Source organism: Frateuria flava (assembly GCF_017837635.1).
Lineage (GTDB): Bacteria > Pseudomonadota > Gammaproteobacteria > Xanthomonadales > Rhodanobacteraceae > Frateuria_A > Frateuria_A flava.
The window spans coordinates 1-18,972 of record NZ_JAGJRS010000017.1; the positions used below are offsets into that span (position 1 = coordinate 1).

Genomic DNA, 18,972 nt, shown 5'->3' on the forward strand with positions numbered 1-18,972 from the left:
GCTTCGATCCGGCCCTCCACAGCACTTGACCGGCAACACAGTTGCTTCCCCCGTAAACGGGGGAAGGCATCAAACCTTGGCGCGGCGCGCAGAGGCGGCAAGCGGACACGCTTGAGGCGACCGGACTGCGCACGGCGCGGCAGCGCCCCGCGATCGGATCCTTCCTCCGCGAACGCGAGGGAAGGAATCGACGTTTCAGCGCGGGGCGCAGAAGCAGTAGGCGTAGACGTTCGGGCGACCGGCCTGCGCATGGCGCAGCAGCTTGAGCTCAGGGGCCAGCTGCGGCAGTTCGGCCAGCCATGAGGGCAGGCGCAGTCCGTAGCCCTGGGCCACCTTCAGCATGGCGCTCTGGTTCATGCCCACCAGGAATTGCTCGAAGCCGCCCAGCGGCGCCTCGACGTAGTGCACGCGGTAGCCCTTGCCCAGCTTTGCCAGCGTCGCGGCGTCATCGAGTGCGGCATCCAGGCCGCCGAGCTGGTCGACCAGGCCGCGCTCGAGCGCCTGGCGGCCGGTCCACACGCGGCCCTGTGCAATCGCGTCGATCGCCTCGAAGCTCTTGCCGCGCGCCTTGGCGACCTTGCCGACGAAATCGCGGTAACCCTTGTTGATGATCGCCTGGATCACCTGGCCCGCCTGCGGGTCGAGCGGCCGGGTGATGTCGAAGGCGCCGGCCATCGGCCCGGTCCCCACGCCGTCGCTGTGGATGCCGATTTTCTCCAGCGCGCCCGGTACCGCGTAGTACATGCCGAAGATGCCGATCGAACCGGTGATGGTGTTCGGATCGGCGTAGATGCGATCGGCGTTCATCGCGATCCAGTAGCCGCCGCTGGCGGCCACGTTGCCCATCGAGACCACGACCGGGATGCCGGCCTTGCGGGTGAGCTCGACCTCGCGGCGGATCTGCTCGGCGGCATAGACCTCCCCGCCGGGCGAGTTGACCCGAAGCACCAGTGCCTTGGTGCGGCGGTCATGCCGCGCGGCGCGGATCAGCGCCGCGGTCGAGTCGCCGCCGACGCTGCCCTGCGGCTGTTTGCCACCGACGATCTCGCCCTCGGCCACCACCACCGCCACGCCCGCGGCGAACGGGCTGTCGTGCTCGATGTTGGCGACGTAGCGCGAGAGGTCGACCTGGCGGAAACCTTCCTGCGGCTTGTCGCCCGCCGGCACGCCGGCCTTGCGCATCATCGCGTCCAGCTCGGCGCGGGTGGCGGTGCCGTCGATCAGGTGTTCGTCCTGGGCCAGCTGCGCAAGGTCGCCCTGGGTACGCTCGATCGCCTGCGGCAGGTTGTCGATGTCTGCGCGGAAGGTGGCCGGCTCCAGCCCGCGCAGCTTCGCTACCTCAGCGATGTATTCGTCCCACAGCCCGCCCATCCAGAAGCGGTCGGCCGCCTTGGAGTCATCCGAGGCATGGTCGAGGATGTACGGCTCGGCGGCACTCTTGTAGCGGCCGACGCGGAACAGGTGCACGTCCACGCCGAGCTTGTCGAGCAGATCCTTGTAGAACAGCCGGTAGCTGGCCAGGCCGGTGATCATCACCCCGCCCTGCGGATCGAGCAGGATGCGGTCGGCATGCGCGGCCAGGTAGTACTGGCCCTGGTCGAAGTTCACCCCCCACACGATCACCGGCTTGCCGCTGGCGCGGAAGCGGTCCAGCGCCGCGCCGACCTCGCGCAGCGAAGCGAAGCCGCCGCCCTTGAGCTCGTCCGGCAGAAGCAGGATGCGGCTGATGCGCTTGTCCTTGGCCGCCGCGTCGATGGCGCCGACCAGGTCGCGCATCTGCACCTGTTTCGGTGGCTCGCCGGAGAGACTTTCCAGCGCACGCTGCAGCGGCTCGATGCTGTACTGCTCGACCAACTCGCCCTTGGGCTGGAGCACCAGCACGCTGGCGTCCTTGATGGTGTGCGCCAGGCGGCTGCCCGTCGTCACGCCGACCAGTAGCAACAACACGAAGAACAGCAGCACGAAGAACACCAGGTTGAGGATCACCAGCCGCACCACGTTGAAGCCGCGGCCGATCACGCAAAGGAAGGCCCAGAATCCGTTCGGGCGGCGCAGGGGCGGCGGGGTGCTCATGGGTGGTTGTCGCTGATGCTAGAGATGGTCGTTGAGCGTAACCGCTTGGGCGCGCACCGTCATGGTGTCTTCCGGGGGAGCCGCCTGCCAGCGATGCCGCCAGGCGCTACGCCAGAAGCGCGCGAACAGCAGCACCGCGGCCACGCTCAGGCCCGCGATCAGCCCCATCCACATGCCGCGCGCACCGTAGCCCTGGCGGAAGGCGAGCCACCAGCCCACCGGCATGCCCACGCCCCAGTAGGCGAACAGGGTGATCGCCATCGGCACGCGGGTGTCCTTCAGGCCCCTGAGCGCGCCGTTGGAGGCGACCTGGATGCCGTCGGAGAACTGGAACAATCCGGCCAGCACCAGCAGTTGCGCGGCCAGCGCGATGACCGTGGCGTTGCCGGTGTAGAGCGAGGCGATCGCGTGCGGCAGCCCCAGCATCACCCCGGCCGACACCAGCTGGGTGACCAGCGCCAGGCCGATGCCGCAGAAACCGGCGTAGCGCACGCCGCGCGCATCGTCGCGGCCCACCGCGTTGCCCACGCGCACGGTGATCGCCATCGCCACGCCCAGCGGGATCATGAAGAACACCGAGGCGACGTTGATCGCCACCTGGTGGCTGGCCACCACGTCCTCGCCCATCGTGCCGATCAACAGCGCGGTGGCCACGAACAGCCCGGCCTCGGCCAGCAGCGTCACCGCCATCGGCAGGCCGATGTGCAGCAGCGCGCCGATGCGCCGCCAGTTGGGCCACTCGAACCGCTCGAAAAGGTTGAGGCCGCGGTAGTTGCGGTGGCACGACACGTAGATGAGGAAACCCAGCATCTCCAGCCACAGCACCAGCGCCGTGGCGATGCCGCAGCCGCGCGCGCCCTGCGGCGGCAGGCCCAGCTTGCCGAACATGAACACGTAGCCCAGCGGCGCCAGGATGGCCAGGCCGCCGAGGCTGAACAGCATCGACGGCCGCGTCAGCGACAGCCCCTCCGACAGCCCGCGCAGGGTGAAGTAGCAGGCCAGCGCCGGCGCGCCCCAGCTGATCGCGTGCAGGAACGCGTTGACGTCCTGGCGCAGGCTGGGCGTCACGCCGATCAGGTTGACCAATGGTTCGGCGTGGCGCACGCCGAACCACAGCAACAGGCCGAGCATGGCCGCCAGCCACAGCGCCTGGCGGAACACCGCGCCCACCTCGTGGCGCCGGTTGGCGCCATCGAGCTGCGCCACCGACGGTGGCACCGCCATCATCACGCCGATGCCGCTGACGATCGCCAGCGACCACACGCTGGTGCCGACCGCCACCGCGCCCAGCACGTGCGCGCTGAAATGGCCGGAGAGCAGCGCGTCGACCACGTTGGTGCCGACCGCTGCCAGTTGCGCGAGCACCAGCGGCAGGGCCAGGCGCACGGTGGCGCCGACCTCGTGCACGACACGCGCGCGGTCGATCGTCTTCATGGCTCTTGGGTCCGGAGAGGGCGAGGCATTCTAGTCCAGTCGCCAGGGCTGCCCGGGGCGACGCGCTGTGCCAAGATCGCACGCTTTCCCAGGGGCGGCCTACCGATGAACGAGCTGATCGAAGCCGGCAAACTGCACTGCGCCAATTGCGCCACGCCGCTGGAGGGCGAGTTCTGCCACCACTGCGGCCAGTCCGTGCACAGCGTGCTCAAGCCCGTGCACCACATGCTCGAGGACAGCATGGACATGTTCCTGCACGTGGACGGGCGCATCTTCCATACGGTACCGCCGCTGCTGGGCAAGCCGGGCTTCCTCACCCTGGAGTACTTCTCGGGCCGCCGGCAGCGCTACGTGGCGCCCTTCCGGCTCATGTTCGTCCTGTGCCTGCTGGCCTTCTTTGCCATGCACCTGGCCGTGAACCGGGTGATCGAAGGCCACGGCGTGAACCTGGTCGATGCGCCGCACGTGAACGAGGACGCCTTCGCCGGCGCCGACACCCCGCAAGAGGTGCGCGCGCAACTGGCCGAACAGCTGCACGGCCTGGCTATTTCCCGCAAGGTGACCCCGGCGGTGGCATACCCCGCGCTGGATGCGAGCGAGCGGCAGCTTCGGGCGTTGGCGGACAAGCGGCTGGTCGCGCTGGGCGCCGTCCCGCTTGCCCCGGGCGCCGTGCCGGCCACGGGTGCCAGCGTCGCGGCGCCCGCGAAGCCCTCCGCGGGCGGGGATGGCCCGATCCAGGTCAACAGCAAACTGGACGGCGAGAAGATCGAGTTTGCCTGGCTGCCGGCTTTCGCGAACGAGCGGATGAACACCTACATCCAGCGCACGGTGGCCAACCTCAAGGAGCTGGGCAACCGCGACGCAACGGTTCGGCAAACGGCACGCGACCGCCTGATCACGGGCGTCTTCTCGGTGCTGCCGCAGGCGATGGTCGTGATGATCCCGCTCTTCGCCCTGCTGCTGAAGCTGTTCTACGTATTCCGGCGCCGGCTCTACATGGAGCACCTGATCGTGGCCCTGCACAGCCACGCCTTCCTGTTCCTGGCCCTGCTGCTGGCCACCCTGCTGGGCATGCTCTCGGGTTGGCTGCTACCGCACGCGGCCTGGGCCAGCCGTGGCGTGAACTACCTGCAGACGGCCGTTTTCCTGTGGATGCCCGCCTACCTGCTGGTGATGCAGAAGCGCGTCTACCGCCAGGGATGGGCCATGACGCTGCTCAAATACTGGTGCGTGGGCTGGTGCTATTTCTGGCTGCTTTGCGTGGTGCTGCTGGTGGCGGGGGTCATGGGCGCCAGCCACTGAAGCGACCGCGGTCCGGAATGCCTGTCATAGCGGTTGTGCACAGCGTCATGAACCTGTCAAGGCCGGTTCCTGCCGCATGAGCGGCACGTGAACAGCGTCACACGACGTCTTCCAAGTTATTGATTCTTCGTTGCTAAATTTGCTGGTTATTTTTTGCCCAGGGCGTGCCCGAAGCCACCGTGACGGGGCTTTGACAGCGCTCTCCCCGGCCCGTCCACAGACTTATCCACAGGCTTTGTGGATAAGGGAATTTTCTCCCGGGGCAGAGCCACTTAGGAAAGATTCCTAGATGACCGGGCAGCACTCCCCTGCGCGCCCGCAGAGCACCGTGGGCGAGCCGCTACACTGGCCCGCCCACGAGGTGTCCATGCCCGCCGTCGTCCGCGTCGCCCTGCCGGTTCCGCTCGCCCGCCTGTTCGACTACCTGCCGCCCGCCGGCGGGGTGGCGGTCGGGAGCCGGGTGCTGGTGCCGTTCGGACGCAAGAAGCTGGTTGGCGTGGTCGTGGCGAGCGGGGTCGAGGCGGCGGTGGCCGGCGGGCGGCTCAAGGCGGTGCTGTCCGTGCTGGACGACGGGCCGCTGCTCGACGCCGAGCTGATGCAGACCCTGGCCTGGGCCGCGGACTACTGGCTGGCGGCGCCGGGCGAGGCCTACGCCAATGCGCTGCCGCTGGCGCTGCGCGAACCGCGGCCGCTGCCGGAAACCACCGAGCCCTGCTACGCGCTCACCGTCGCCGGGCAGAGTGCGCGCGACGCGGGCAGCCGGCGCGGGTCCAGCCGCAGACTGCTCGACCTGCTCCTCGCCGCGCCGCTCGGGGCGGCCGAACTGGACCTCGCCCTGCCCGGCTGGCGCCCGGCCGCAAAGCGGCTGCGGGACGCGGGGCTGATCGAACAACGCGTGCCCGACCCTTTGCCACCAACCCCTTCGGCGGCTCCGCCGCTGAATGCCGAGCAGGACGCCGCCGTGGCGGCGGTCGCCGGCGCTTTCGATCGTTTCCAGCCGTTCCTGCTCGATGGCGTCACCGGCAGCGGCAAGACCGAGGTCTACCTGGCGCTGATCGCGCAGGCGCTGGCCGCGGGAAAACAGGCGTTGATGCTGGTGCCGGAGATCGGCCTGGCGCCGCAGACCGTGCGCCGCCTGCGCGAGCGGCTGGGCGTGCCGGTGGAAGTGATCCATTCGAACCTGGCCGAGGGCGAACGCGCGCGCGCCTGGCTGCGCGCGCGCAACGGCGAGGCGCGGGTGGTGCTGGGCACCCGCTCGGCGGTGTTCACGCCCCTGCCGCAGGCCGGCCTGATTGTGGTCGACGAGGAGCATGACGGCGCCTACAAGCAGCAGGAAGGCTTCCGCTACCACGCGCGCGACCTGGCGCTGGTGCGCGCCCGCGCACTGGGCGTACCGGTGCTGCTGGGTTCGGCCACGCCGTCGCTGGAAACGTTGGCCAACGTGGAGGCGGGCCGCTACCGCGCGCTGCACCTGCGCGCGCGACCCGGCGCGGCGCGCCCGCCGCAGGTGCAGATCGTGGACATGCGCGCGCAGCGGCTGGACCACGGCCTGTCGCCGGCGCTGCTGGCGGCGGTGGCCGAGGCCGCCGGTCGTGGCGAACAGGCGCTGGTGTTCCGCAACCGTCGCGGCTATGCGCCGGTGCTGCTGTGCCATGCCTGTGGCTGGCACGCCGAGTGCCCGCGCTGCGAACACCCGATGACCCTGCACGCGCAGCGCCGCACGCTGGCGTGCCACCACTGCGACCGGCACGCGGCCGTGCCATCGGCCTGCCCCGCCTGCGGCAGCGTCGAACTCAAGCCCCAGGGCCAGGGCACCGAGCGGCTGGAGGAAGCCCTCACCGCGCGCTTCGACGACGTACCGGTACTGCGCATCGACCGCGAAACCACGCGTCGCCGCGACGCCTTCGAACAGTTGCTCGATGGCCTGCGGGACGATGCGCCGGCCATCCTGGTCGGCACGCAGATGCTGGCCAAGGGCCATGACCTGCCCAACCTCACGCTGGTCGCGATCGTGGGCGTGGACGAGGGCCTGCACAGCGTCGATTTCCGCGCCGGCGAGCGGCTCGCCCAGCTGGTGGTGCAGGTGGCCGGACGCGCCGGGCGCGCGCGCAAGCCCGGCCGCGTGTTGCTGCAGACTCACCACCCGGACCACCCGCTGCTGCGCGGCCTGCTCGCCCAGGGTTATGCCGCGGCCGCGCGCGAACTGCTGGCCGAGCGGCGCGAGGCGCTGCTGCCGCCTTTCAGCCACCAGGCCCTGCTGCGCGTGGAAGCGCACCAGCGCGCGGACGTGGACGCCTTTCTCGGCGAGGCACATGCCGCGCTGCCGGACGATCCGGCGCTGCGCATCGCCGGACCCATGCCCGCGCCGATGCCGCTGCGCGCCGGCCGCCATCGCGGGCAGTTGCTGGTGGAAGCCGACACCCGTGGGCCGTTGCACGCCGCGCTGCGGCCCTGGCAGCACGCGCTGGCGGCGCTGCCGTCAGTGCGCAAGGTGCGCTGGTCGCTCGACGTCGACCCGATCGACCTTTACTAGATGGTCATCCGCGTTTGGCAGGAGCGCCCTTGGGCGCGACTGCACTTCTTGCCGCCCGAGCAGACCCGGGCATGGCGGTCGCGCCCAAGGGCGCGCCTACAAGGGCCTGCGGGGCGTGAGACAATGGCGTGCGCCCTTTCCTGCGCAAGGTAAGCCCATGGACGATGCCCCGACGCTTCCCCACGTCGTGATCCTCGGCGGCGGTTTTGGCGGACTGACCGCCGCTCGCGGCCTCGCCGGCGCCTCGGTACGTATCACCCTGGTCGACCGGCGCAACCATCACCTGTTCCAGCCGCTGCTCTATCAGGTCGCCACCGCCGGCCTCTCCGCGCCCTCGATCGCCGCGCCGCTGCGGCAGATCCTGCGCCGGCAGGACAACCTCACCGTGCTGCTGGACGAGGCGCTGGACGTGGATCTCCAGGAGCGTCGCGTGCGCTTCGCCCACGAGACGCTCGACTACGACTTCCTGGTCGTCGCCACCGGCGCCACCCACGCCTACTTCGGCCACGACGCATGGGCACGCTGGGCGCCCGGGCTGAAGACGCTGGACGACGCCTTCGCGATCCGCCGCCGCGTGCTGCTCGCCTTCGAGCGTGCCGAGCGCGAGAACGACCCGGCCGAGCGCCGCGCCTGGCTCAACTTCGTGGTGGTCGGCGGCGGCCCGACCGGCGTGGAACTGGCCGGCACGCTGGCCGAGATCGCCCGGCACACGCTGCCGCGCGAGTTCCGCCGCAGCAACCCGCACAGCGCGCGGGTGGTGCTGGTCGAGGCCGGGCCGCGGCTGCTGGCGGCGTTCGATCCGGTACTGTCGGCCAAGGCACAGCGCCAGCTCGAACGCCTGGGCGTGGAGGTGCGCACCGGTACCGCCGTCACCGCGATCGACGGCGCCGGCGTGTGCCTGGGCGAGGCACCCCTGCCCGCCTATACCGTGTTGTGGGCCGCGGGCGTGGCCGCCTCGCCGCTTGGACGACAGCTCGACACCCCGCTGGACCGCGCCGGCCGCGTGCGCGTGGCGGCGGACCTGAGCCTGCCGGCGCATCCGGAGGTGTTCGTGATCGGCGACCTGGCCTGCGTCGAGCGCGCCGACGGCTCGCTGGTGCCAGGCGTGGCGCCGGCGGCCAAGCAGATGGGCAAGCATGTGGCCGGTCGCATTCGCGCGCGCGTCGACGCCGATTCGACGCCCGCTCCGTTCCACTACCGTGACCAAGGTGCGCTCGCCACCATCGGGCGCATGGCCGCGGTGGCACAATTCGGACGGCTGCGGCTGTCCGGCCCGCCGGCGTGGTGGGTCTGGCTCGTCGCCCACATCTACTTCCTGATCGGCTTCCGCAACCGGCTGGTGGTGCTGCTGGACTGGGCCTGGGCCTACTGGACCTACGAGCGTTCCGCCCGCATCGTCACCGGTGCCGACGCGGACGACATACCCACCGCGGACGAACGCCCTGCCGACTCTCCCTAAGCTTTCGGAACCCATCGTGCCTTCCCAACTCGAACAACTGCGCCAGTACACCACCGTGGTCGCCGACACCGGCGACATTGACGCGATCGCCCGCTGGCGGCCGGTCGACGCCACCACCAATCCCTCGCTGCTGCTCAAGGTGGTCACGCAGAGCAGCTTCGCACCGCTGCTGGAGGAATCGCTCGCCTGGGCGCGCGGCAAGAGCCACTCGCGCGAACAGCAGCTGGTCGACGCCGGCGACCACCTGGCGGTGGCGGTCGGGCGCAAGATCCTGGAGCTGGTCCCCGGACGCGTCTCCACCGAGGTGGACGCGCGGTTGTCGTTCGACACCGACGCCAGCATCGCCAAGGCGGAGCGGCTGATCGGCTTGTACGAAGATGCCGGCATCAAGCGCGACCGCGTGCTGATCAAGCTGGCCTCCACCTGGGAAGGCGTGCGTGCGGCGCGCGAACTGGAGCGCCGCGGCATCCAGTGCAACATGACGCTGCTGTTCGCCTTCGAACAGGCCGTGGCCAGCGCCGAGATGGGCGTGTTCCTGATCTCGCCGTTCGTCGGCCGCATCATGGACTGGTACGTGGCCAACACCGGGGTCAAGCAGTACGCGCCGGACGAGGATCCGGGCGTGCAGTCGGTGCGGCGCATCTACCGCTACTACAAGACCCACGGCTACGACACCGTGGTGATGGGCGCCAGCTTCCGTAACGTGGGCCAGATCCAGGCCCTGGCGGGCTGCGATCGACTGACCATCAGCCCCGAGCTGATGGAACAGCTGGATGCGTCGGACGAACCGTTGCCGCGCCGCCTGTCCGACGACGGCATCCGCACCGAACGTCCGCCGGCGATCGACGAGGCGCGCTTCCGCTGGGGCATGAACGAGGATGCGATGGCGAGCGACAAACTGGCCGAGGGCATCCGCAAGTTCGCGGCGGACCAGCGGCAACTGGAAAAGCTGCTGGCCGAGCGGCTGTAGCTTTCCATCCGCTGACGGGCGTGCGGCTGACGGGGCAATCCCTCTTTCACGACCGTTCGTGCTGAGCGTGGGCGCGCGGCGTCGCGCCGACACTCACCCTACAATGCAGCCATGCCCCTCCTGCGCCTGCACGACTGCCCCGCCCGCCCCTGGAAGAATGGCCTGGGCCGCACCCGCGAACTGGCCGTCGCACCGCCGGGCGCCGGCATGGACGACTTCCTCTGGCGCGTGAGCGTGGCCGAGGTCGACAGCGCCGCGCCCTTCTCCGCCTTTCCCGGGATCGACCGCACCATCGTGCTGCTGGAGGGCGAAGGCTTCGCCATGACGCTCGACGACGGCCGCGTGCATGCCCTGACCGAACCGTTCGTACCGTTCGCGTTTGCAGGCGAGACACAGGTGACCATCACGCTGGCCGGCGGCGCCACCCGGGACTTCAACCTGATGGTCCGCCGCGATCGCGCGTGCGGCCGCGTTGCGGTCTGGCGCGGGCCCGATCAGGCCCGACCCCGGGCGGAGACGGTGTTGCTGTTCTGCGCACGCGGCCGGCTGGAACTGGATGACGACATGCTGGGACCGGGCGATGCGTGGCTGCAGGCGGCGACGCCCCCGGCACACCTGCGGCTGGCACCCGGCAGCGTCGTGCTCGCGGTGGACGTGCTGCCGGTCGGCTGAGCCAGCCGCCGTGCCGTGATGCCATCGTCACGAAGGCTCGCCGCGGCGTGCCTATGATCGATGTCGAACCCGGGGAGAAGCGCGATGCAGCTGATGATCTACGGCCTGTTCGTTTTCCTCGGCATCCACGTGGTGCCGCTGGTGTTTCCGCGCTGGCGCCGCCGGCAGATCGACCGGTTCGGCGAGCGCGCCTGGAAGGGCGTGTTTGCCCTGGTGGCGCTGGCCGGCCTGGTGCTGATCTGCATCGGGTTCGGCCAGGCGCGGCGGTTGCCGCTGGTGCTCTACGCGCCGCCGCCGTCGATGGATCACCTCAACGCGCTGTTCACCCTGGTGGCCTTCGTGCTGGTGGTCGCCGCCTACGTGCCGCGCAACCACATCAAGTCGGCGCTGGGCCAGCCCATGCTGCTGGGCGTCGTGGTGTGGGCGTCGGGCCACCTGCTCGCCACCGGCCTGCTGCACGACGTGGTGCTGTTCGGCGCGTTCCTGTCCTGGGCGTTGCCGATGGCGATCTGGTTGCGCCAGCGCGACCGGCTGGAAGGCATCGTCTACCCCGCCGGCACGCTGCGCGGCGATGCGGTCGCGGTGGTGATCGGCATCGTCGCCTGGTGCCTGTTCGCGTTCTGGCTGCACGGCTGGCTGATCGGGGTCGACCCGATGGCTGGCATGCACTGACGGGTGCCGCCAGTCATCTACGCGCCGGCAACCGGCCGCGCTAGAGTCTTTTCCTTCCCACCACCCGAGGTACGGCCATGGTCGGTTTCCTGCTCTGGTTGCTGCTGCTCGTGTTCTGCTGGCCGCTGGCGCTGCTGGCGCTGGTGCTGTGGCCGATCGTCTGGTTGATCTCGCTGCCGTTCCGGCTGGTGGGGATCACCCTGCACGCGTTGTTTGCCTTCCTCGGCGCGCTGCTGATGCTGCCTGCCCGCGTGCTGCGCGGCCGCCCGGCCTGAGATGGACAAGCCGTTCGCGCCGGCCTGCGAACGCAACCGCGAGCCGATCCTGGACGTACTGCGCGAGGCCTTCGCCGGATGCACGCGCGTGCTGGAAATCGGCAGCGGCACCGGCCAGCACGCGGTGCATTTCGCCGCGGCGATGCCGTGGCTGAACTGGCAGTGTTCCGACCGCGCCGAGTATCTGCCCGGCATTCGCGCCTGGCTTGATGAGGCCGCACTGCCGAACACGCCGGCACCGGTCCAACTGGACGTCGCAGGCGCCTGGCCCCGCGCACGCTACGACGCGGTGTTCAGCGCCAACACGTTGCACATCATGGGCTGGGCGGAGGTCGGTCAGCTGTTCGCGCACCTGCCCGCCGTCACTACCGATGGCGCGGTGCTGGTGATCTATGGCCCGTTCAACTACGAGGGCCGCTACACCAGCGAAAGCAACGCGGCGTTCGACCGCTCGCTGAAGCTGCGCGACCCGGACATGGGCCTGCGCGATGCGGAGGCAGTGGACGCGCTGGCGCGCGCCGCCGGTTTCGCGTTGCTCGAGGACCGTGCGATGCCAGCCAACAACCGCTGCCGCGTATGGCGCCGGCAAGGTGGTGCGTAACACCAGCCGACCTTCGGCGGATCGCGCACGCTTGACGCCGGGTTGATCGCCCGGCGTGCTTCATGAAGGGGCTTTCGTCATTCGGGGAGCCCATGCAACAGCACACAGGCAGGCGATCGTCGCAACGGCCGGCGCGCAGCAACGGCGGCGCCACGCGTGGCGTGGAGGCCGTGCCATGGCTGGACCTCGAACGCTACATCGGGCGATGGCACGGCCTGGCCTGGCTGCCACTGCCGTTCCAGCGCCGCTGTTCGGGCGAACTCACGCTGGAATACGTGCCACGCGACGATGGCCTGGTCGCGGTGGTCAGCGCCTGCCGCGACGAGGCGGGCCGGCTGAGCGAAGCGCATGGCGTGCTGCGCCAATCCGAACCGTTGCGCGAACCGGCACGGCTGCAGCTGCGTTTCGCACCGGCCTGGTTGCACCGCCTGCGCTTCGTGTGGAACGAGCATTGGGTGATCGCCCTGGATGCGGACTACCGCTGGGCCGTGGTCGGCGAACCGCGGCGGCGCTACCTGTGGATCCTTGGCCGCGAACCGCGCATGGATTACCACCTGTTCGAGGAGCTCAAGGCGATCCCGCGCCGCATGGGCTATGACCTGGCGCCGCTGCTGGTTTCGCGCCAGCGGACCGACTGATCGCTCGGCGCGTTGCATTTTCCGTCCCAGCCGTCAGGATGACCGGAAGCCACTTCCGGGATCCTGCACAACGTGCGCGCCGTCGACATCCTTACGCCCTGCCCTTGCGGCAATCCCGCCGGCTACGCGCACTGCTGCGGGCCGCTGCATGAGGGGCGCGCCGCGCCGGACGCCGAAGCGCTGATGCGTTCGCGCTACAGCGCGTACGTGTTGAAACGCGAGGACTACCTGCTGGCCACCTGGCATCCGAGTACGCGCCCGGCGCACCTGAAGCTCGCCGCACAGCAGCCGGCACCAAGCTGGCTCGGGCTGTCGGTAAAGCGCCACGAGGATGGCGCTGTCAAGGCGGTGGTCGAGTTCGTCGCGCGGCTGCGCTACGGCGGCGGGCGGGCACAACGCCTGCACGAGGTGAGCCGGTTCCTGCGCGAGGACGGCCGCTGGTATTACGTGGACGGCGAGATCCTGGCCTAGCGCCGGCTCGCCTGTTCGCTGGGGTGAACGCTGCCGGAGCGACCTGTGCGTGACCGCGATAGGCGGTCACGCAATGGAGGCGCGCGGTCGCGCACAGATTCGCTCCTGCAGCTTCCACGTCGATCAAAACCCGGCAATGCCCGCCGCATGCAGCCGCGCGGCGAGGCGGCCCACCTCCGGGTGGCGAAAGAACGCCTGCAGCCGCGCGGCACCCGCGGGACCGACACCCGGCTGCTTCTCCCATGCCGACGCGTCCCGCGCCACCAGCACCCCCCAGGCAGGTAGAGCAGCATCCCCCGCTGGCGGCATGCCCAACGCACGCAGCCAGGAGCCGAACCCGGCCGCGCGCGCATGTGCGAAGGCCTGGGACAGCTTCGCGCCACGGGCCGCACCGATGCCCGGCACGGCCGCCAGCTGCGCGGGCGTGAGCGACAACCAGTCCAGCACGCCGTGCAGCAACCCGGCATCGACCAGGGCGCGCCAGGTGGTCTCGCCGATCCCGTCGATGCGCACCCCCTGCCGGCCGCCGAGCCACACCAGCCGCGCCAGGAACTGGCGTTCACAGCCGGCATCGGGATGCCAGCAGTCCAGGCCGTCTCGCGTCGCTTCCGTCGGGACGGTCACCGCTGCGCGCTCGCGGGTGCGCCACACCACGCCGTCCAGACGCGGGATGGTCAGTCCCGCCAGCGAGAGCGCGACCTGATCACCCGGTCGCGCATCGAGCTTGCGCCAGCGCTCCAGCGAGCCGACGCTCACGCGTCGCACCGTGCGGTCGTCCAGCACCACCGGCTCCAACGTGAGCACCACGCTGATGCGGCCGCGCCGCCCACGACGGAAGTCGACCGCGCGCACCGTGGCCAGCGCCCTGGCGGGCGGGTATTTCCAGGCGACCGCCCAGTCCGGTGGCGCGGGCTGCCACGCCGTGCCGCGCGGGCGCCGGCCCTGGCGCAGCACGGTGCCATCGGTGGCGAAGGGAAGCGCCTGGCGGTACCAGCGTTCGCGCCAGCGGCGAACCTGCGCGAGGCTGGTCACCGGCTGGGTCAGCGCCGCGCTGGCGCCGAAGCCCATGGCCTGGAGGCCCGCCAGGCGCGCGCGCATGTCGGCCGGCCCGCTCGGCCAGTCCCACACGAACAGGCCGATGTGTGCGGCGGCCCCGGCATCGAATGGATCGCGCGCCAGTGCACCGGCGACATCGGCACGCGCGCGCACGCCGCCCTCGGTGGCCTGCCGGTGCCCGGGAAGGCGCCAGACCAGCTCGCCCTGCAGCACCACGCGCGGTGGTGCGTGCGCCAGGTGTTTGGCAACCGCCGCGATTTTCGCCACCTGCGCGGTCCAGTCGGAACCGTGCAGGCCATCGCCACGACTCACCGCCTGGCGCAGTTCGCCGTCGACGTACAGCAGCGTCACCGCGACGCCGTCGGCCTTGGGCTGCGCCCACAGGTCGCGGTCGCCGCGCGCGTGCATCCACGCCTGCACGGCTGCCGCGTCGGGAAGCTTGGCCAGGCCGGTCTGGGCGATCGGCGCGCGCACGGGGCCGGTCGCGTCGGCCAGGTGCGCCAGCGCCGGCGGCGCCTGTCCGGGAAAGCAGGCGCGCCAGCTTTCATAGCGGGCGAGGGCCTGGTCGTAGATCGCGTCGTCGACGGGCGAGCGGCCGTCGGTGCGGTAGGCGTGGTTCCAGCGGTCGAGCTGGTCGTGCAGGGCCTGCAGCTCGTGCGTGGCGCGCGGTGCATCCCACGCGGGACAAGTGGCCAGACAGGGTCTGATCAGCAGGCAGGCGGCCAGCAGCCACCAGCGCCATCCATGTCGCATCGAACATTCCCTCGTGGGTAGCCGGTCCGACACGGTAGCGGTGCGCCGGGCATCGGCGCAGTGGCGGCGGGGCGACGGATTGCGTAGGGCGCGCCCGATCGGGCGGTGGGGCGATTGCGGAGGGAACGGTGGGGTTTCAGGCGAGCCCGGCCCTCACCCAACCCTCTCCCCGGCGCAGAGAGGGCCCGGATCGTGCACGATACGGATGTGCCCGGCCGGCGGCGCGATCGTCGCGGGTCGTTCACCAGACCATGTCGCTCTGGCCGTCCGGGCGTCCTTCCGGCCCGAACCGGCGCTCGATGATCCGCCCGCCACCGGTGCGATCGATCAGCACCAGCGTGCTCGCGCGCGTGCCGTATTCGCGCCCGCGGATGAACGCGGGCGAGAGCCAGCGTTCCCGCTCGCGGCCGACGCCGGTATCGGGAAGTTCGTGGTCGAGGGCGGGCTGCTCGTCGGCCAGGGCCGCGAACAGCGGCGCGACGTCTTCTGCGCCTTCGTCCAGCCATGCCTGCAGGCGCGCCATCAACTGGCGCGTCTTGGGCCAGGGCGTGTTGAAGTCGGCGTTGGACAGCCCGTGCACACCGGGCGTCACCGCCTGCAGGCGCGGCTCCGGCCGGTTGCCGAGGTAGAAGGCCGCCTGCGCATCGAAGGTGAGCAGGTTGAACGGGCGATAGCGGGCTGCATCCCGGCACAGCGCGCGCGCGTGCGCGGGAGCGTCCGCCTTGCCCGCCAGCCAGTCGGTGACCAGCAGGCCGCGCGAGCGCCCGGTCTGCGGCAGGCGCGGGTCGCGCACGTTGGTGACCACGCCGCATCGTCCGAGTGGACTGACCCCGAGCCAGGTGCCGCCGGCCTCCAGGTCGCGCCCGGCGATCACCGGCATGTCGTTCCAGCGGTCCAGCGGCGCGCTGGGACGGGCGTGGTACTCGTCGCGGTTGCCCGCCAGCACCAGCCGCCAGCGCGGGTGGATGTTCCAGGCGAAAGCGATCAGGCACATGGTCGGCTCGGGCCCATGGGGAGGGACTATTGTCGCCGACAAAAGAGGCGCGCCGATGGCGGCGCGCCCCGAAGACCCGCATGCGCGGGTTTACATCTTGTACTTCACGCCCACCGTGTAGAACCGCCCGACCATGCCCATCTGCGACCAGGTCGGGTTGTAGTTGACGCCGGCGTAGTTCGCCGGATCGAACGGCGCGCGGCGATCGAACGCGTTGAGGACCGACGCATAGACCGAGAAGTGGTCGTTGAAGTCGTAGTTGCCGGTGAGGTCGAACTGCGTCCAGGCGCCCACGTGGCAGCTCGGCGGGAACGGATCGCCGTTGTCGTCGGTGGAGATGCAACCCTCGCCCGCGTCCGGCGACTCCATGCTGATGCCGCTGGTGTAGTACAGCGTGCCGGTGATCGTCGCCGGGCCGAACACGAAGCTGTTCGACCAGGTCGCGCGGTCACGTGGCGTACCGGCGCCGGAGGACACGGCGTACACGCCGTGCGTGCCGACGAAGCGCTGCACCGTGCCGTCCTGCAGGGTGAGGTTCCACTCGAAGATGCGCGTGGCACTGAACTCGCTGCGCAGCTTCACGCCGCCGAAGTCGAAGTTGCCGATCAGGTCCAGGTCCACGCCCTTGGTCTGCAACGCGTTCTGGTTGACGTAGGGGGCCTGTACCACCACCGGCTTGGGCAACAGCGTCGGGTGCTCCGGGTCGGGCACGTCGGGAATGATTGCCGAGCCCGGCGGCAGCGGCTGGCCGGCGAAGTAGGCATCGAGCACCGCCTGCGGATCGAACTGGCCGATCACCCCGGTCTTCTTGATGTCGTAGTAGTCCACCGACGCGCTGAACTGCCCGGTCGGCTGCCACAGCACGCCGAAGGTCCAGCTCTTGGATTTTTCCGGCTGGATATCGGGGTTGCCGATGGTGTCGTAGGCCAGGCCGTAGGGACGGGTGTAGGCATCGCTGCGATGCGCCGCCACGTAGTCGTCCGGCAGGTTGTAGGTAGCGAAACCCTCCGACTCGCTCGATCCGTTCTCGGCGAAGCTCGGTGCACGGAAGCCCTTCGACCAGGTGCCGCGGATCGCCAGCGATTCGATCGGCTTCCACTTGAGGCCGGCCTTCGGCGAGAAATTGCCGCCGAAGTCGGAATAGCGGTCGTAGCGGCCGGACACGTCCACCTCCAGCGATTCCAGGAGCGGCGCGTCCAGCTCGGCATAGACGCCCTTGACCGTGCGCTTGCCGAAGGTGTGCGCCACGCCCAGACCCTGGGCCGACAGGCCGGGATTGAGGTCCGGATCGGACTGCTTCTCCCGGCGCAGATCGATGCCGGTGGCCAGGCCCAGCGAACCGCCCGGCAGATCCATCAACAGGCGGGTGAGGTGGAAGCCCAGCGACTGCAGGTCGGTGGTCGACTTCTTGTGCAGCACCGGCGCGAGCTGGGCGAGCAGCTCGGACGAGTTCTGCGACGGGTCGATGAAGTTGTACGTGCCGTTGTTCACGGCACTGATCAGCGCGGCGTAGTTGAGGAAGCCGTAGTTGTCCACGTCCAGCAAGCTGTGGTTGAGCACCAGCGCGCTGTCGTAGTTCCACTCGCCCCACAGGCCGTGGATGCCGCCGACCATGCGCAGGTTGTCGTTGACGGTCCTGGCACCGCCCTGGATGTCGCCGAAGGCGTAGGTGATCAGCGCCGGCTGGCCGGGGAACGGGTTGTTCGGATTGTCCGAACCGTCCGGCAGGGTCGCCGGCAGCACGATCGAGCGGGTGTCCACCGGCGTGCCGGCACGGATCTGCGGCGGCGTGGCCGCGGCTTCCACCTTGTTGTGGTAGTAGCTGCCGCTGACGTAGGCCTCGCTGTTGTCGCCGACCTTCACGGTCAGCCGGCCGTAGACGCCCGCGCGTTCCTGCTTGGGTGCCAGGTCGATGTAGTCGGCGATCTGGTTCTGCTCGCACCCGCTGCCCAGTTCGTTGGTCACCAGGGTGGAGCCCGGTCCGCACGGGCGCAGCGGTTGCCACAGCGAACCGTCGACCGCGGTGCCGGTCTGCTGGCCGCCCGGTCCCGGCACGCCCGGCACGGCGGGCTGCACCATGCCCCAGATGGAGCCGTTGTTGAATCCCGGCTGGCCCCAGTTGAGATCGCTCCCGCCGCCCGGACTGAGGTCGGTGGTGTTGTACGGATAATCGCGGTCGCGGGCCCAGATGCGGTCGTCCTTCTGCGCCTCGATGCTGCCGTAGGCGTTCCAGCCGTTCTTCTGCAGGTCGCCGCCGCCGAACAGCAGGGTGACGCGGCGCGTGGTGCCGCCACCACGCTGGGAAGTACCGATCTCGGCGGTTCCCTCCAGGCCCTTGTAGTCGAGCTTGAGGATGATGTTGACCACGCCGGCAATCGCGTCGGCGCCGTAAAGCGACGAGGCGCCATCCTTGAGCACGTCGATGCGTTCGATCGCGTTGACCGGGATCGTGTTGAGGTCGACGAAGGTGCGCTGGCCGTCGTCCGCCAGCGGGTAATTGGTCGAGCGGCGGCCGTCGACCAGCACAAGCGTCGAGTTGACCGTCAGGCCGCGCAGGGCGACGCCGGCGGAGCCCGCCGCGAAACCGGCAGTGAAGGCGGTCGGGATCGAACCGCTGTTGTCGGCGGAGATCGCGCGCACGACGTCGCTGACCGTCTTCAGGCCGCTGCGCTCGATCTGCGCGGCGGTGATCACCGTGACTGGCGAAGGCGTCTCCACGTCGATGCGCGGGATCGCCGAGCCGGTGACGGTGATCGTCTGCAGTTGCTGCGCCTGTTGGGGGTTGGCCTGCTGGTCCTGCGGTGGCGGCGCAGGCACGGGGGTGTCCGCAGGCGGGGTGGTCTGGGCGTAAACAGAACCTAGAGGCGTCAACAGCAAAGCAACGCCGTAGCGAGCTTGTTCGGCTTCATGACTCAATCCTCGGTTGTGGGGTGCGCAATGCGCCCGAGGACTGGTGGTGTGTTGTGCGCACCGCCAGCACTGCAGGCGAGGGGAATTGCGCGAGCGCAGTCTTCCACTTTCCGAAGGTGCTTACAAGCAATTAACCACGCGTGGCGAAACCGGCACGGA

15 protein-coding genes are annotated in these 18,972 nt (G+C 70.0%); 10 read left to right on the top strand and 5 right to left on the bottom strand.

The features are described from left to right. Positions 1 to 195: 195 nt before the first annotated feature. Together sppA and J7I44_RS08305 are read right to left on the bottom strand one after the other, a co-directional pair. Positions 196 to 2,073, bottom strand: coding sequence for a signal peptide peptidase SppA (sppA, locus tag J7I44_RS08300; protein WP_209618802.1), 1,878 nt, complete (start codon positions 2,071 to 2,073; stop codon positions 196 to 198). 18 nt (positions 2,074 to 2,091) lie between these two features. Continuing rightward, a complete protein-coding gene (locus tag J7I44_RS08305) occupies positions 2,092 to 3,507 on the bottom strand; it encodes an MATE family efflux transporter (RefSeq protein WP_209618803.1) in 1,416 nt (471 codons plus the stop codon). A gap of 105 nt (positions 3,508 to 3,612) precedes the next feature. Between J7I44_RS08305 and J7I44_RS08310 the strand changes: the two genes are divergently transcribed. The 10 genes from J7I44_RS08310 (at position 3,613) to J7I44_RS08355 (ending at position 13,100) form a co-directional block, all read left to right on the top strand. Beyond that, positions 3,613 to 4,809 carry a DUF3667 domain-containing protein gene (locus tag J7I44_RS08310; RefSeq protein WP_209618804.1) on the top strand — a complete coding sequence of 399 codons (1,197 nt, stop codon included), beginning with the start codon at positions 3,613 to 3,615 and terminating at the stop codon, positions 4,807 to 4,809. Positions 4,810 to 5,176: 367 nt separating this feature from the next. After that, positions 5,177 to 7,342, top strand: coding sequence for a primosomal protein N' (locus tag J7I44_RS08315; RefSeq protein WP_209618805.1), 2,166 nt, complete (start codon positions 5,177 to 5,179; stop codon positions 7,340 to 7,342). 157 nt (positions 7,343 to 7,499) lie between these two features. Beyond that, positions 7,500 to 8,801 carry an NAD(P)/FAD-dependent oxidoreductase gene (locus J7I44_RS08320; RefSeq protein WP_209618807.1) on the top strand — a complete coding sequence of 434 codons (1,302 nt, stop codon included), beginning with the start codon at positions 7,500 to 7,502 and terminating at the stop codon, positions 8,799 to 8,801. A gap of 16 nt (positions 8,802 to 8,817) precedes the next feature. Then, positions 8,818 to 9,771 carry a transaldolase gene (gene tal, locus J7I44_RS08325; RefSeq protein ID WP_209618809.1) on the top strand — a complete coding sequence of 318 codons (954 nt, stop codon included), beginning with the start codon at positions 8,818 to 8,820 and terminating at the stop codon, positions 9,769 to 9,771. Positions 9,772 to 9,882: 111 nt separating this feature from the next. After that, entirely contained in the window at positions 9,883 to 10,443 is a 561-nt protein-coding gene (locus J7I44_RS08330; protein WP_209618811.1) for a HutD/Ves family protein, read from the top strand. Positions 10,444 to 10,527: 84 nt separating this feature from the next. Next, complete coding sequence (locus J7I44_RS08335) at positions 10,528 to 11,115, top strand: NnrU family protein (RefSeq protein WP_209618814.1); 588 nt, start codon at positions 10,528 to 10,530, stop codon at positions 11,113 to 11,115. Between the two features lie 77 nt (positions 11,116 to 11,192). Then, positions 11,193 to 11,390 (top strand): hypothetical protein, encoded by a 198-nt coding sequence (locus J7I44_RS08340; protein ID WP_209618817.1) that lies wholly within the window; start codon positions 11,193 to 11,195, stop codon positions 11,388 to 11,390. 1 nt (position 11,391) lies between these two features. Continuing rightward, positions 11,392 to 11,991: a DUF938 domain-containing protein gene (locus J7I44_RS08345; RefSeq protein ID WP_209618819.1), complete on the top strand. Its 600-nt coding sequence runs from the start codon at positions 11,392 to 11,394 to the stop codon at positions 11,989 to 11,991. A gap of 92 nt (positions 11,992 to 12,083) precedes the next feature. After that, positions 12,084 to 12,629: a lipocalin family protein gene (locus J7I44_RS08350; RefSeq protein ID WP_209618822.1), complete on the top strand. Its 546-nt coding sequence runs from the start codon at positions 12,084 to 12,086 to the stop codon at positions 12,627 to 12,629. Positions 12,630 to 12,701: 72 nt separating this feature from the next. Then, positions 12,702 to 13,100: a YchJ family protein gene (locus J7I44_RS08355; RefSeq protein WP_342451885.1), complete on the top strand. Its 399-nt coding sequence runs from the start codon at positions 12,702 to 12,704 to the stop codon at positions 13,098 to 13,100. A 123-nt stretch (positions 13,101 to 13,223) separates the two neighbouring features. Here J7I44_RS08355 and ligB read toward each other — a convergent pair whose 3' ends face one another. The 3 genes from ligB to J7I44_RS08370 all read right to left on the bottom strand — a co-directional run bounded on the left by ligB (position 13,224) and on the right by J7I44_RS08370 (position 18,720). Further along, positions 13,224 to 14,909, bottom strand: a complete 1,686-nt coding sequence (ligB, locus tag J7I44_RS08360; RefSeq protein ID WP_209618825.1) for an NAD-dependent DNA ligase LigB — start codon at positions 14,907 to 14,909, stop codon at positions 13,224 to 13,226. Between the two features lie 241 nt (positions 14,910 to 15,150). After that, on the bottom strand, positions 15,151 to 15,903 hold the full coding sequence (locus J7I44_RS08365; protein WP_209618828.1) for an NRDE family protein: 753 nt from the start codon (positions 15,901 to 15,903) through the stop codon (positions 15,151 to 15,153). A 90-nt stretch (positions 15,904 to 15,993) separates the two neighbouring features. Further along, positions 15,994 to 18,720: a TonB-dependent receptor plug domain-containing protein gene (locus J7I44_RS08370; RefSeq protein WP_209618831.1), complete on the bottom strand. Its 2,727-nt coding sequence runs from the start codon at positions 18,718 to 18,720 to the stop codon at positions 15,994 to 15,996. Positions 18,721 to 18,972 lie beyond the last annotated feature (252 nt).